The 12,927-nt window shown below is 75.1% G+C and carries 12 protein-coding genes and 1 pseudogene; 6 read left to right on the forward strand and 7 right to left on the reverse strand.

Going from position 1 to position 12,927, the window contains the following annotated elements:
- The 6 genes and pseudogenes from VF825_RS08365 to VF825_RS08390 all read left to right on the forward strand — a co-directional run.
- A pseudogene (locus tag VF825_RS08365) lies at window positions 1-136 on the forward strand (glutamine synthetase); the annotation flags it as partial.
- 173 nt (window positions 137-309) lie between these two features.
- Window positions 310-2,124, forward strand: a complete 1,815-nt coding sequence (locus VF825_RS08370) for a carboxypeptidase-like regulatory domain-containing protein (RefSeq protein ID WP_331112125.1) — start codon at window positions 310-312, stop codon at window positions 2,122-2,124.
- Window positions 2,125-2,224: 100 nt separating this feature from the next.
- A complete protein-coding gene (locus VF825_RS08375; protein ID WP_331112127.1) occupies window positions 2,225-5,254 on the forward strand; it encodes a bifunctional [glutamine synthetase] adenylyltransferase/[glutamine synthetase]-adenylyl-L-tyrosine phosphorylase in 3,030 nt (1,009 codons plus the stop codon).
- Between the two features lie 270 nt (window positions 5,255-5,524).
- On the forward strand, window positions 5,525-6,454 hold the full coding sequence (locus VF825_RS08380; RefSeq protein WP_331112129.1) for a universal stress protein: 930 nt from the start codon (window positions 5,525-5,527) through the stop codon (window positions 6,452-6,454).
- A 19-nt stretch (window positions 6,455-6,473) separates the two neighbouring features.
- The gene (locus VF825_RS08385; protein WP_331112131.1) at window positions 6,474-7,433 is read left to right on the forward strand and encodes a universal stress protein; all 960 of its coding nucleotides are present in this window, start codon (window positions 6,474-6,476) and stop codon (window positions 7,431-7,433) included.
- On the forward strand, window positions 7,430-8,107 hold the full coding sequence (locus tag VF825_RS08390) for a response regulator transcription factor (RefSeq protein ID WP_331112133.1): 678 nt from the start codon (window positions 7,430-7,432) through the stop codon (window positions 8,105-8,107). The genes VF825_RS08385 and VF825_RS08390 overlap by 4 nt, the downstream gene beginning before the upstream one ends.
- A 54-nt stretch (window positions 8,108-8,161) precedes the next feature.
- Here the strand turns inward: VF825_RS08390 and VF825_RS08395 are convergent, their stop codons facing one another.
- The 7 genes from VF825_RS08395 to VF825_RS08425 form a co-directional block, all read right to left on the reverse strand.
- Complete coding sequence (locus VF825_RS08395; RefSeq protein ID WP_331112134.1) at window positions 8,162-8,416, reverse strand: SHOCT domain-containing protein; 255 nt, start codon at window positions 8,414-8,416, stop codon at window positions 8,162-8,164.
- 19 nt (window positions 8,417-8,435) lie between these two features.
- The gene (locus tag VF825_RS08400; protein WP_331112135.1) at window positions 8,436-8,936 is read right to left on the reverse strand and encodes a DUF1918 domain-containing protein; all 501 of its coding nucleotides are present in this window, start codon (window positions 8,934-8,936) and stop codon (window positions 8,436-8,438) included.
- Window positions 8,937-8,938: 2 nt separating this feature from the next.
- Entirely contained in the window at window positions 8,939-9,424 is a 486-nt protein-coding gene (locus VF825_RS08405; RefSeq protein ID WP_331112136.1) for an Hsp20/alpha crystallin family protein, read from the reverse strand.
- Window positions 9,425-9,699: 275 nt separating this feature from the next.
- Window positions 9,700-9,951 (reverse strand): hypothetical protein, encoded by a 252-nt coding sequence (locus tag VF825_RS08410; protein WP_331112138.1) that lies wholly within the window; start codon window positions 9,949-9,951, stop codon window positions 9,700-9,702.
- Window positions 9,952-10,078: 127 nt separating this feature from the next.
- On the reverse strand, window positions 10,079-10,951 hold the full coding sequence (locus tag VF825_RS08415; protein ID WP_331112140.1) for an ABC transporter permease: 873 nt from the start codon (window positions 10,949-10,951) through the stop codon (window positions 10,079-10,081).
- A gap of 13 nt (window positions 10,952-10,964) precedes the next feature.
- Window positions 10,965-11,945 carry an ABC transporter ATP-binding protein gene (locus VF825_RS08420; RefSeq protein WP_331112142.1) on the reverse strand — a complete coding sequence of 327 codons (981 nt, stop codon included), beginning with the start codon at window positions 11,943-11,945 and terminating at the stop codon, window positions 10,965-10,967.
- Between the two features lie 25 nt (window positions 11,946-11,970).
- On the reverse strand, window positions 11,971-12,855 hold the full coding sequence (locus VF825_RS08425; RefSeq protein WP_331112144.1) for a universal stress protein: 885 nt from the start codon (window positions 12,853-12,855) through the stop codon (window positions 11,971-11,973).
- Window positions 12,856-12,927: the final 72 nt, after the last annotated feature.

Consider the following 12,927-nt stretch of genomic DNA (forward strand, 5'->3'; position numbering starts at 1 on the left):
GCGCTCGGACCTGGTCGCCGAGGCGCTGGGGGAGCACGTCTTCGACTTCTTCCTGCGCAACAAGCGCGCCGAGTGGGACGACTACCGCAACCAGGTCACGCCCTTCGAGCTGGAGCGCTACCTGCCGCGGCTCTGAGCGCCGACCCGGGCCCGCTCCACCACGCACGAGGCCGCTCCCCGCGACCGCGGGGAGCGGCCCCGACGCGGATTCGGCACAGGGCATTGCGCGGCATGCCCCGCCGGCCCTAGATTGCGCCCGGTTTCGTTGACGTTCGGGCAGATCGCCCGGATTGACCAAGGGGGGTCCACTTGCCATCTCGCGCTGCCCGCACCCTGCTGTGTGCGGCACTGCTGGCCGTCCCGGCGATCGGGGTCACAGCCCCGGCGCACGCCGCCACTGCCACACTGACCGGTCGCGTCGTCGACTCGGTGACCGGGGCACCGATCACCGACGCCTGCGTCCAGGCCATCGACGAGAACTGGGACGGTACGGCCTCCGGCTGCGTCGACTCCGACGGGCGGTACAGCCTGGAGGTCCCAAACGCCGACCTGAGCTACCGGGTGGAGGCCTCGGCCAGTTCCTACGCCACCCAGTACGCCACCGGGCACTACTCGTGGGACCGGGCAGACATGCTGACGGTCCCGGGCGTGGCCGACTTTGCCCTCGAGAGGTCCGGCGCCATCGCCGGCACGATCGTCGATGCCGACGGCCAGCCGGCGCCGGATGCCACGGTCGAGGTGTTCCGTCCGGGGTCGGACGAGCCGCTGTCGCAAGGCTCCTACTGGAACGGCGAGCTGTTGGCCGAGGTGCCGGCGGGTGACGTGGTCGTGCACGTCGTCGACGGCACACGCTCGGTGTGGGCGCCGGACGCTGTCGACCGCGAGCACGCAGCGACCTACCACGTCGACGCAGGAGCGAGCCTCGACCTCGGTCGAGTGGCGCTGCCTCCGGCCAGTGGGTTCGCGGGCATGCTGACCGACGACACCGGCCAGCCGGTCAGCGACCTGTGCGCAACGGTGCCCACCTCGGACCAGTGGGTGTGGGCCTGCAGCGACGCGCAGGGGCACTACTCCGCCGAGTTAGCCCCGGGCAGCTACACCGTCGACTTCCAGAGCCAGAACCCGGCCTACCCGTCGATCTGGTCCGGCGGGTCGTGGACCGAGACCGGTGCGAAGACGGTCACCGTCGCGGCTGGCGCGGTCACGGCATACGACCTGACCGTGCCTCGCGGGGCGACCCTGACCGGTCGCGTCCTCGACGCCAGCGGCAAGCCGGTCGCGGACCGCTGCCCGCAGGTCTACCTCGGGCGGACCACCACGTACCTGCCCACCGCAGGCGGATGCTCTGCCGCTGACGGCATGTACACGGTCACCGGCGTCCCGCCGACCAAGGTCACCCTGGACGTGCCTGGCGGCTGGAACAACGACACCTGGGCGGCGCACGGTGCCACCCAGCGGCACGCCAGGTTGATTCCCCTCGTGGCCGGGCAGACGACCACTATCGCCGACATCCGGCTCATCGCCGGCCGCGAGGCCACCGGGCGCGTCACCGATGCCCAGGGCCACCCGCTGGAGGGGATCGTCGTGGGGCCCTATTACACCCCGCGGGCGGGCGGTGCCGAGGGCAACCACGCGATCACCGACGCGGATGGGTACTACGAGCTCACCAACCTCACCGACAGCTCCACCAGCCTCGTGGCGTGGGACCTGCAGGGACGGTGGGCGCCGGTGTGGACCGGCGGGTCGCCCACCGCTGACGGTGCGACCACCATCGCCCTGCCCAAACACGGCGCGGCGCAGGCGGACTTCACCATGAAACCGGCCGGCACCATCACTGGCACGGTGGTCGACGCGGACGGCAAGCCTGTGACGGAGCAGTTCGACGTGAGCGTCTACTCCGGCAGCTCGACCGCGGTGCAGTACGGCGCCGGCGGCTGGTACGACGGCACGGGCGGCGACTTCACCGTCACCGGGATGCCCCAGGCGCCGCTGCTGCTGCTCTTCAACGACTACGAGACCGGTGAGTCGTTCTGGTACGGCGGTGCCGACCAGGCCTCGGCCACCCCGGTCACCGTCGAACCCGGCGGCACGGTGCACGTCACGGTCACCCGGCCCGCGCGCTGACGACTCACGGAGACTGGAAGGCCCACACCCCAAGGGGCGTGGGCCTTCCCTCTTTCCGCAGTGGTGCCGGTCCCGGCCCACCACTCGATAGGTTGGGCGCGTGAGCACCTCGTCGCGAGCCACCAGCCGCACCGGGACGCTGGCGCGGCTGGGCTTCGCCGAGCCGGAGCGCGCCGGGACGCTGCTCGCCGACCCCGCCCTGGCCGGGCTGACCGACCCCTTCGACGACGTGTTCGAGGACGGCCTGCCCGATGCGCTGGGCGCCGTGGCCGACCCGGACCTGGCCCTGCTCGGCCTGGTCCGGCTCATGGAGGCCCTGCGGGCCACCGACCCCGACCACGAGGACGGCAGCCCCGAGGTGCGCGAGCTCGTCGCCGCGCTGCGCCACGCCGGCCCCGCCCGCGACCGGCTCCTCGCCCTGCTCGGCGCGTCCTCGGCGCTGGTCGACCACCTCGTCAGCCACCCCGGGGACTGGACGTACGCCGCGCACGCCCGCCGCCGCGGGCCGCACGAGCGCCGCGCCGCCATGGTGGCCGCCGTGACCGACCGCGGTGAGCGGACGGCATACGACGCGTTGCGGGTGGCCTACCGCCGCGAGCTGCTCGGCATCGCCGCCCTGGACCTGACCGCCGACGACCCGGTGGTCGAGCTGCCCTGGACCGCGCAGGCGCTGGCCGACCTCGCCGCGGCGTCGCTGGAGGCGGCGCTGGCGATCGCCCGCGAGGAGGCCGACGCGCAGGACCCCGGGTGCCGGTTCGCCGTCATCGGCATGGGCAAGGCCGGCGGCCGGGAGCTCAACTACGTCAGCGACGTCGACGTCATCTTCGTGGCCGAGCCGGCGGAGGGCGCGGACGAGGACGCGGCACTGGGCTACGCCACCCAGCTGGCCACCGGGCTGATGCGGGCCTGCTCGGCCGCGACCCCCGAGGGGACGCTGTGGCCGGTCGACGCGGCGCTGCGCCCCGAGGGCAAGCAGGGGCCGCTGGTGCGCACCGTGGCCAGCCACCGCCAGTACTACGAGCGGTGGGCCAAGACGTGGGAGTTCCAGGCGCTGCTCAAGGCCCGGCCCGTCGCCGGTGACCCCGCACTGGGCCAGGCCTACCTCGACGCGGTGCAGCCGCTGGTCTGGCAGGCGGCCAGCCGGGAGCACTTCGTCGAGGACGTGCAGGCCATGCGCCGCCGGGTCGAGGACCACGTGCCCCGGGCCGAGGCGCCCCGCCAGCTCAAGCTCGGCCCGGGCGGGCTGCGCGACGTGGAGTTCAGCGTGCAGCTGCTCCAGCTGGTGCACGGCCGGGCCGATGAGACGCTGCGCTCCGGGACGACCCTGGAGGCGCTCGCGGCGCTCTCGCTGGGGGGTTACGTCGGGCGGGACGACGCCGCCGTGCTCGACGAGTCCTACCGCTTGCTGCGCACGCTGGAGCACCGGATCCAGCTGTTCCGGCTGCGCCGCACCCACCTCATGCCCACTGCCGAGCCCGACCTGCGCCGGCTCGGCCGGGCCATCGGGCACCGGCGCGACCCGGCGAAGTCCGTGGTGGCGCAGTGGCAGGCGCAGGCCCGGGAGGTGCGCCGGCTGCACGAGCGGCTGTTCTACCGCCCGCTGCTGACCGCCGCGGCGCGGCTGAGCTCGGACGACTCCCGGCTCACCCCGGAGGCCGCCGTCGAGCGGCTGGCCGCGCTCGGCTTCCGCGACCCCGCCGGTGCGCTGCGCCACCTCGAGGCGCTCACCACGGGGGTCAGCCGCCGCGCCGCGATCCAGCGGACCCTGCTGCCGGTGATGCTGCAGTGGTTCGCCGACGAGGCCGACCCCGACGCCGGCCTGCTGTCCTTCCGCCGGATCAGCGAGTCCCTCGGCACCACGCACTGGTACCTCAAGATGCTGCGCGACGAGGGCAGCGCCGCCGAACGCCTGGCACACGTCCTGGCCCGCAGCCGGTTCGCCGCGGACCTGCTCACCCGCGCCCCGGAGTCGGTGGCGGTCCTCGGTGACGTGGGCGGGCTCACCCCCCGCAGCCGGGAGGCGCTGCAGACGACGATGGGTGCCGCGGTCAAGCGGCACACCACCCCCGAGGACGCCATGAACGCCGCCCGGGTCGTGCGGCGCCAGGAGCTGTTCCGGATCGCGGTCGCGGACCTCACCGGGCAGCTGGACCTCGCGGGGGTCGGCAGCGCCCTGACCGACCTCACCGCCGCGGTCCTGCAGGCCGCCCTCGACGTGGCCACCGCACGCGTGGAGGGCGAGCGGGACCGGCCGCTGGGCACCCGGCTGCTGGTGGTCGGCATGGGACGGCTCGGGGGCGGGGAGATGGGCTACGGCTCCGACGCCGACGTGATGTTCGTGCACCAGCCGGAGCCGGGAGTCGGCGAGGAGGACGCCCAGTCCGCCGCCGTCGCCGTCGTCCAGGAGGTCCGGCGGCTGCTCGGCGCGGCCGGCCCGGACCCCCAGCTCGTCGTCGACGCCGACCTGCGTCCCGAGGGCAAGGCCGGTCCGCTCGCCCGCAGCCTCACCTCCTATCGGGCCTACTACGACCGGTGGTCGCTGACCTGGGAGCGCCAGGCGCTGTTGCGGGCCGCCCCCGTGGCCGGTGACGTCGCGCTGGGTGAGGAGTTCCTGGCGCTCATCGACCCGCTGCGCTGGCCCGAGGGCGGGATCCCGGACTCGGCGGTGCGCGAGATCCGCACGCTCAAGGCCCGCATGGAGTCCGAGCGGCTGCCCCGCGGCGGCGACCCGCGGACCCACTTCAAGCTCGGCCTGGGCGGCCTGTCCGACGTGGAGTGGACGGTGCAGCTGCTCCAGCTGCAGCACGCCCACGAGCTGCCCGGGCTGCGCACGACCGGAACCCTCGAGGCGCTCGCGGCGGCCGAGGAGGCCGGGCTGCTGTCGGCCGAGGACGCCGAGGCGCTGCGACGCGCATGGACCTTCACGTCCGCGCTGCGCAACGCCGCGGTCCTCTGGCGCGGCCGCCCGGTGGACTCCCTGCCCAGCGACCTGCGCGACGCCGATGGGATCGGCCGGATCGTGGGGCGCCGGGCCGCCACCGGTCACGAGCTGGCCGAGGCCTACCGCCGCACCGCCCGCCGGGCCCGCAAGGCGGTCGTCGCCCACTTCTACGAGTCCGACCCCGCCTGAGCGCCGCGGCAGACGGCGCCGAGAGGGACGTTCCTCGGGGTTTGGGCCGGCCCGAAGCCCGAGAAACGTCCGTCTCGGCGAGGTGGTCCGGGGGATGGGTGGGGCGGTCGCGGCGACGGGGGCCGGGGAGTGGGAGGGCGCGGCGCCTGCCCGGCCCCGAGGTCCCGGTGCCCGGGGACCAAAGGCCCTGACCGCGCGCACCGCCGGGCGGCGAGCATCGGGAGCGACCCCCCGTGCCCCCTGCGCGGGCCCCACCCAGAGGGCGGTGCCATGAAGCCGGACATCAACCTGCCGGGAACGGTCGTCGTCGGGTGTGACGGGTCGTGGCACAGCCGGCAGGCGGTGCGCGTGGCTGCCCGGGAGGCGGCCCGTCGCGGCACCGGCCTGGTGCTGCTCAGCGTGGCCGAACCCCTCAGCGCCGGCCCGGACCGGCTGCAGCTGCTCGTCCGTGCGGCCGACGACGCGATCTCCGACGCCATGGCCGTCGCCGAGCAGGCGCTCACCCTCGTCGTGGACATCGACCCGACGCTGCCGACGCAGGTGGTCATCGCCCCGGAGCTCGGTGCGCCCGAGGCCGCAGCAGCGGCCGCCGGTGCCGGCCTGCTCGTGCTCGGCCGCCACGGCGTGCACGGACAGCTCGCCTTCTCGATCGGCTCGACCAGCGCCGAGCTGGCCCGCCTGTTCAGCTGCCCGGTGATGGTCGCCACCGACGCCCCCACCCAGCCGCTGCCGCCGGACGCCGAGCCCTCCGTGGTGCTCGTGGGGCTCGACGCCGGCCGGGACTGCGCCCGGATCTTCACGGTCGCCGCGCAGGAGGCCGCCGCTCGCGGCTCGCGCCTGGTGGCGGTCCACGCGCTCGCGCCGGGCACCGGACGCGCCCGCGCCGACCTGGCCGCGGGGTGGCGCCGGGTGCACGAGGCGATGCGCTCGGTCACCCTGCCCGAGGGCGTCCCCTCACGCCTGGTGATCACCCGGGACGACCCGGTGACCGCGCTGCTGCTGCGGGCCCGCGCCGGTGACCTCCTGGTCGTCGGCACCAAGGCCGGCGGCCGCCTGGCCGGGCTCGTGGCCGGGTCGGTCAGCCGCGGGGTCCTCGATGCGATGCCCTGCGACGTGCTGGTCGTCACCCCACCGCGGCCCGGGTCAGGGGACGACCGCGGCCTCGCCCTTGCCGGCCAGGAGCCGGCCCAGCGGCCGTGACCGGCGACAGGAGCCGGCGATGACCGCCCAGGACCCCCGCCGTGATGTCGCCGTCGGCTACGACGGGTCCGTGCCGGCCCTCGCCGCGCTCGAGTGGGCCGCCGCCGAGGCGGCCCGGCGCGGCTCGACCCTGGTCGTGGTCAGCGCCATCGACCACCTCGCCCTGCCGACAGGTGCGCTCACCGGGGCGCCGCTGAGCACCGAGGGTCGCTACGCCGAGGCGGAGCGACGGGCCCAGGACGGGGCGGCCTACGTGCTGCGCCAGCACCCCGGGCTGCGCGTCGCCACCGAGGCGGTGCTCGGCGGCGCCGCGGAGGCGCTGGTGCGGGTCTCGCACGAGGTCGGCGTGGTCGTCGTCGGCAGCCGGGGCCTGGACCCGGCCACCTCCACCCTGCTCGGCTCGGTGGCCTTCGCGGTCAGCGGCCACGCCACCTGCCCCGTGGTCGTCGTCCGCGGCGACGGTCGGCGTCGTCCCGGGCCCGGGACCCCTGTCGCCGTCGGTGTCGACGGCACCCCGCCGTCCCTGGTCGCCCTCGACGCCGCCGCGGACGTCGCGGCCGAGACCGGCGCGCCCCTGCGCGTGGTCTGCGCCTGGCGGCCCCCGCCGGAGTCGTGGGTCTCGGCGTTCTGGGAGGTCCTCGGCGACGAGAGCGACCAGGTGCGCGAGGAGCGCAACCGGGCCGAGCAGGTGGTGGAGGCGGCGGGCAGGCGCGCGACGGCACGGCATACCGGGCTCGTCGTCTCCGGCCGCGTGGTGACCGGGCCGCCGGCCCGGGCCATCGTGGAGGCCGCCGACGGCGCGGCGCTGGTCGTCGTGGGCAGCCGCGGGCGGGGCAACCTGGCGAGCCTGGTGCTCGGGTCCGTGGGGCACGGGGTCGTGCACGACGCGCAGTGCCCGGTCCTTGTCGTACACGGGGACGGGGAGCAGCTGCCGGGGTCATCATGGAGCGCAGGGCAGACACGAAGGGCAGTGCCATGACCGTGAAGGTGTTCCTCCTCGACGACCACGAGATCGTCCGCCGCGGGATCCGGGAGCTGCTGGAGATGGAGGCCGACATCGAGGTGGTCGGGGAGTCCGGCTCGGCCCAGGAGGCGACCCGGCGGATCCCGGCGCTGCGGCCGCAGGTGGCGCTGCTCGACGCCCGGCTGCCGGACGGGTCGGGGCTGGACGTGTGCCGGGACGTGCGCTCGGTCGACCCCTCCATCCAGGGCCTGATCCTCACCTCGTTCAACGACGAGGACGCGCTCGCCACCGCGATCCTGGCCGGGGCGGCCGGCTACCTGCTCAAGGACATCAAGGGCCAGGACCTCGTCCAGGCGATCCGGCGGGTCGCGGCGGGGGAGAAGCTCATCGACCCCGCGGTCGCCCAGCGCGTCAAGCGCAGCTGGGAGGAGGACCGGGGCGCCGACCCGCGGCTGCGCACGCTCACCCCGCAGGAGCGCCGGATCCTCGAGCACGTCGCCGAGGGCCTGACCAACCGGCAGATCGGTGAGGCGATGTTCCTCGCCGAGAAGACGGTGAAGAACTACATCACCGCGGTCCTGGCCAAGCTCGGCATGGAGCGCCGGACCCAGGCCGCGGTGTTCGCGGCGACCCACCTCGGGACGGAGGAGGAGGGCCAGTCCCACCGCGCGCCGCGCCGGCACCCGTAGGTGCCACCCCCATCGCGACCACCATGGGTCGCGGCGCCGTCAGGGCCCCCGGGGTCAGCGGTTGCGCAGCGCCTGCCGCCCGCGGGTCAGCGCGTCGGCGTCGATCTCGCCGCGGGCGAAGCGCTCCTCCAGGATGCGCTCGGCCTCGCTGACAGGCGGTGGTGCGGGCGGCGGCGGAGGGCCGGCCGGGGCCCGCGGGTGACCGGCTGCGGCGACGAGTGCGAACACCACCGCCGCGACCACCCCGAGGAGCAGGACCAGGCCGAGCCACAGCCCGAACCAGCCGCCGCCCCAGCCCCAGGCCATCATCGGTCAGCCCTCCGTGTGCTCACACCGGCCGGACGAAGGCGTCCTTGCCGGTGGCGTGCTCGATCTGCGTCTCGGCCGTCGCGAGCAGCGTGTCGGCCAGGTGCCGCAGCGCCCGGGCCACGGCGACCTCGTCACCGATCGTCGTCGCGGGGTCGTCCTCCGTGGAGCGGTGGCTGTGCCCGTGGGTGGCGAAGTGGTCGCCCGGCCCGGCCAGCAGGACCGCCGACGCGTCCGTGTCGTCACCCTGCTCGAACACCGAGATCTGGACCCGCCACTGCTTGACCGGTGTTCGCTCCTCCACCGGGGCGCCGGTGCCACCGCGGTGGTGCAGGTCCTCGTCCGGGGCGTGCACGATTGCGTCCGGCCCGGGGAACACGAGCGCCTCGTGCCCGTCGCTCCACCGCACCAGGTAGGGCGGTGCGCCGTTCGCCCCACGCACCTCGAGGATCTCGCCGTCACGCACCGCGCCCTCGGTCCGGTTGGCGGCGAGGACCAGGCGGTCGCCCTTGTGGCCCTTCATCGTCAGGACCCCGCGCGGTGGACGGCGATCTCACGCGTCTCGGCGGTCGGTGCCGGCGCGGGCACCCGCACCTCGAGGATGCCGTCCTGGTAGGTCGCGGCGATCGCCTCTGGGTCGATGCCCCGTGGCACCCGCAGCCGCCGGGTCATGCTCCCGTAGTGGAACTCGGTGCGCCGGTTTCCCTCGTTCTCCTCGGTGCGCTCGTCGCGACGCTCGGCCGAGATCGTCAGCACGTCGTCCTCCAGCGTGACGTGGACGTCCTTGTCGGGGTCGATGCCGGGTAGCTCGGCGCGCACCACGAGGAACCCGTCCTCGGTGGTCTCCTCGACCCGGATCATGCCGGTGGTGCGCTCCATCAGGTCGCTCAGCTCGTGGCTGAGCAGGTCACCGAGGGGCCAACCCATCCGGAAGTCCTCGAACGCGCGAAGTCGTTGTGCCAGAGCCGAACCCGGCGCGGGCTTGGTGGGGTGGGCAGCAGTCTTGGGCATCGGGTTCTCCTCGTCCGTGGGCGTCGTCCCCTGTCTCCTTCAGCCTTGTCGGGGCCGGTGCGGCATGTCAGAGACGAAGGTCCTGACGGCCCCCTGGCCGGTGCCGGCAGCCGCGAGGGGGCTGGCCGGTGCGCCGCGCGGCGCGTATGCAGCGCGGCGCGCGGGTGCGCCCGGTCGCCGCACTGCCGGGGGACGGCCACCGGGAGGCGTGCACCCGGCACACAGGGAAGCGGCCGGGGCCGCTGCCCTGTGACAGCCAGCGGGTGGGGGAGGGTTCAGCTGTGGCCGGGGAGCCCGAGCCGGCGACGGGCCATGGTCTCCGCCGCGTCGGCGAGGCCGGCGCGGACGCCGGCGCGGAGGAGCTCCTCGCGGCAGCGCAGCACGCAGGCGATGACCGATCCGGCTGACCGGACGGGGTAGGCCTCGCGCACGAGCACGGCGGTCACGTCGGTGAGGTGGCGGCGTTCCTCGCGGATCAGGTCGGCGAGGTCGTGGTAGGTGGCCTGGGGAACGGAGGCAAGCGGCATGAGCGGGTCCTTCGTGGCGCCCCTGCCCTCAACCCGCCGCACGCGGCGGGCGCGTTCGTGTCTGAGGGAGCCTAACGACCGCGGGCCGCGACGAAAAGGGTACAAAGGTCCCTGTTCTGGACGGGGGTCAGGTGGTGCGCAGGTCCCGGCGGTGCAGCAGCAGCGTCGCGGCGGCGAGCAGGACGAGCGTGAGCGCGGTCAGGGACAGCGCCCCTCCGGTGTCGAAACCGTGGGCCAGCGGCCGGTTGCTCAGCGCCCAGTGGAACGGGGACCAGTGCTGCCACGGCGCCAGCCAGTCGGCCAGGGGACCCAGCGTCTCGACGAGGAAGGCCAGCAGGGCCAGGCCGATCGCCGCTCCCGTGGCCGCCCCGCGACGGCCCGTGAACGCCCCGACGGCCAGGGCGAAGGCGCCGAACATCAACGCGAGGAGGCTCACCTGCGCCGTCGCGGCGAGCAGGTGCCCGGTGTCGAGGTGCAGTCCCACCGGACCGGAGCCGATGAGCAGCGAGAGCACCAGGACGACGTCGATGGCGAGGACGCCCAGCACCATCGCCGCCGCCTTGCCGGCCAGCACCGCGCCCCGGGCCACCGGGAGGGAGAACAGCAGGTCGGCGGTGCCGTGCTCCTCCTCGCCGGCGGTGGCCGCCGCTCCCGCGCCGACCGCGACCGAGATGAGCACGATCGGCACCATGAGGGAGAACAGCTCGGCGTGGACGTAGCCCGACGCGGTGGCGTAGTTGTCGAGGCCGAACGCCTGCCGCAGGCCCTCGGGGTACTGCGACAGGAAGTCCTGCATCGTCTTCTGGGAGCGCGCGACCGAGGGGTACACCGACAGCAGCAGGACGCTGAGCAGCGCGATCGCGACGCCCCACCCCACCAGCGAGTGCCACCGCTCGGCCAGGGCGCGCCCGCAGACCGCGAGGGCCTGCCGGCCGGCGCGCGGGGTGACCAGCTCGTGCTCGGTGGTGGCCGGCATCACCGGCTGGACTGCGGCGCTCATGTGCTCACCACCCTCACGTCGCGCTCGCGGCCTGCGGGCCGGGCGTCCCCGGGGCCGGGCCGGCCGAGACGTAGCCGACGAAGGCGTCCTCGAGGTCGGGCTCATGCGTGTGCACGTCGACCACCCCGTGGGCCGTGGCCAGGCGCAGCAGCTCGGTCAGCGGCCCGGTGACGCTGCACGACGCCCGCCCGCCGGCGACGTGCAGGTCGGCGACCCCCGGGACGTCCGCCAGGCCCGGCGGCGCGTCCCGGGGGAAGTCCAGCTCGATCCGGCGCCGGGCCTTGCCCCGCAGCGCCTCGATGTCGTCGACGACCAGCAGGTGGCCGCGGGCCACGATCGCGGCACGGTCGGCGACCTGCTCGACCTCGGCCAGCACGTGGGAGGACAGGAACACGGTGGCCCCCCGCGCCACGAGCTCGCGCAGGACGACGTGGAACTCCACCTGGACCAGCGGGTCCAGCCCGGTGGTGGGCTCGTCGAGCACCAGCAGGTCCGGCTCGTGCATGAGCGCCTGGATCAGCCCGAGCTTCTGCCGGTTGCCCTTGGACAGCTCGCGCACCCGGGGCCGCAGGTCGAGGTCGAAGCGCTCGGCGAGGGTGCGCCAGGCCCGCTCGGGCACGCCCCCACGCAGCAGCGAGAGGTGACCGAGCACGTCGTGGCCGCGCATGCGCTCCCACAGCGACAGGTCACCGGGGACGTAGCCCAGGTGTGCCCGGATGCGGGGCCCCGTCGTGGCCAGGTCCATCCCGAACAGGCTGGCCCGCCCGGCGGTGGGGTGGATCAGGCCGAGCAGGAGCCGGATCGTGGTGGTCTTGCCCGCGCCGTTCGGGCCGAGGAAGCCGAAGACCTCGCCGACCCCGACCTGCAGGTCCAGGTCCTCGATGCCGACGGCCTGGCCATAGCGCTTGGTCAGCCCCACCGTCTCCACGGCGAGCCCCTCGGCCCGGGGGGCCCGGGCCGGTATGCCGGTCGCCCGGGTCGCGGTGGAGCTCACGGCGCTGCCTCGTCCCGGCTGCCGGTCAGGCCAGCGGGACGACGCTGGAGGCGCTCTCGGTCTCGCTGACCGTCGCCGGGCGGACGGGCGCGGTGGCCGGGACCTCGGGGGGAAGGACGACGACCGGGCAGCGACCGTGCACGAACGAGATGTGGTGCAGCGCGGCATACGGCAGGACCAGCAGGTCCCGTGAGCGGGTCCTGGCCTGGAGCACGTCGCGGGCGTGGCCCGAGGCCAGGGACTCGGTGACCCGGACGGTGCCCCCGGCGATCTGCTCGAGGCGCTGGCGCATCTTGGCGTGCCGGTCGCGGGCCTCCTCGCGGACCCGCAGGTCCAGCTCGGGGTAGGAGGGCACGATCGGCTCGAGGTACCACGAGTCGATGAGGTGGACGTCGGCGTGGTCGCGCTGCGCCTGGCGGACCGCCCAGCGGAAGGTGGAGCCCTCGGGGTCGAGGGTGCCGCTGACGAGGACGCGCTCGACCGGACCGGGGGCGGCGGACGGGCCGACCACCGCCACCGGGCAGGGCGCGTGGCGCACGCAGTAGCGGCTCACGCTGCCGGACATGGCCCCCAGCGCCCCCACGTGGCCGGCGGAGCCGACCACCAGCAGGGAGGACCCGCGGGCGGCCTCGACCAGCGTCGGCCCGGCGCGGCCCTCCAGCATCACCACCGAGGCCTGGTCCTCCTCGAGCCCCGCGTCGGCGAGGGCGTCGGCCATCATCGCGGCCCGCTCGGCCGCCGGGGGCATGACCTCATGGGAGGCGACCCCGGCGTGCCACACCGTGACGAGGCGCAGCTGGGCGCCGGAGCGTCGCGCCTCCTCGGCTGCCCACCGCAGCGCCGCCGTGGCGCGGGAGGTGAGGTCGCTGCCGACCGTGATCACGGGGTGGGGGACATCGGGCGCGTCCATCAGGGGGCCTCCTGGCTGCGGCGTGGGGGAGTGTGCCCACGGTCGCCCGGACGGGGCGCCGGGAGGCAGGGC

Source organism: Oryzihumus sp. (assembly GCF_036391795.1).
In the GTDB taxonomy this organism is placed as follows: Bacteria; Actinomycetota; Actinomycetes; order Actinomycetales; family Dermatophilaceae; genus Oryzihumus.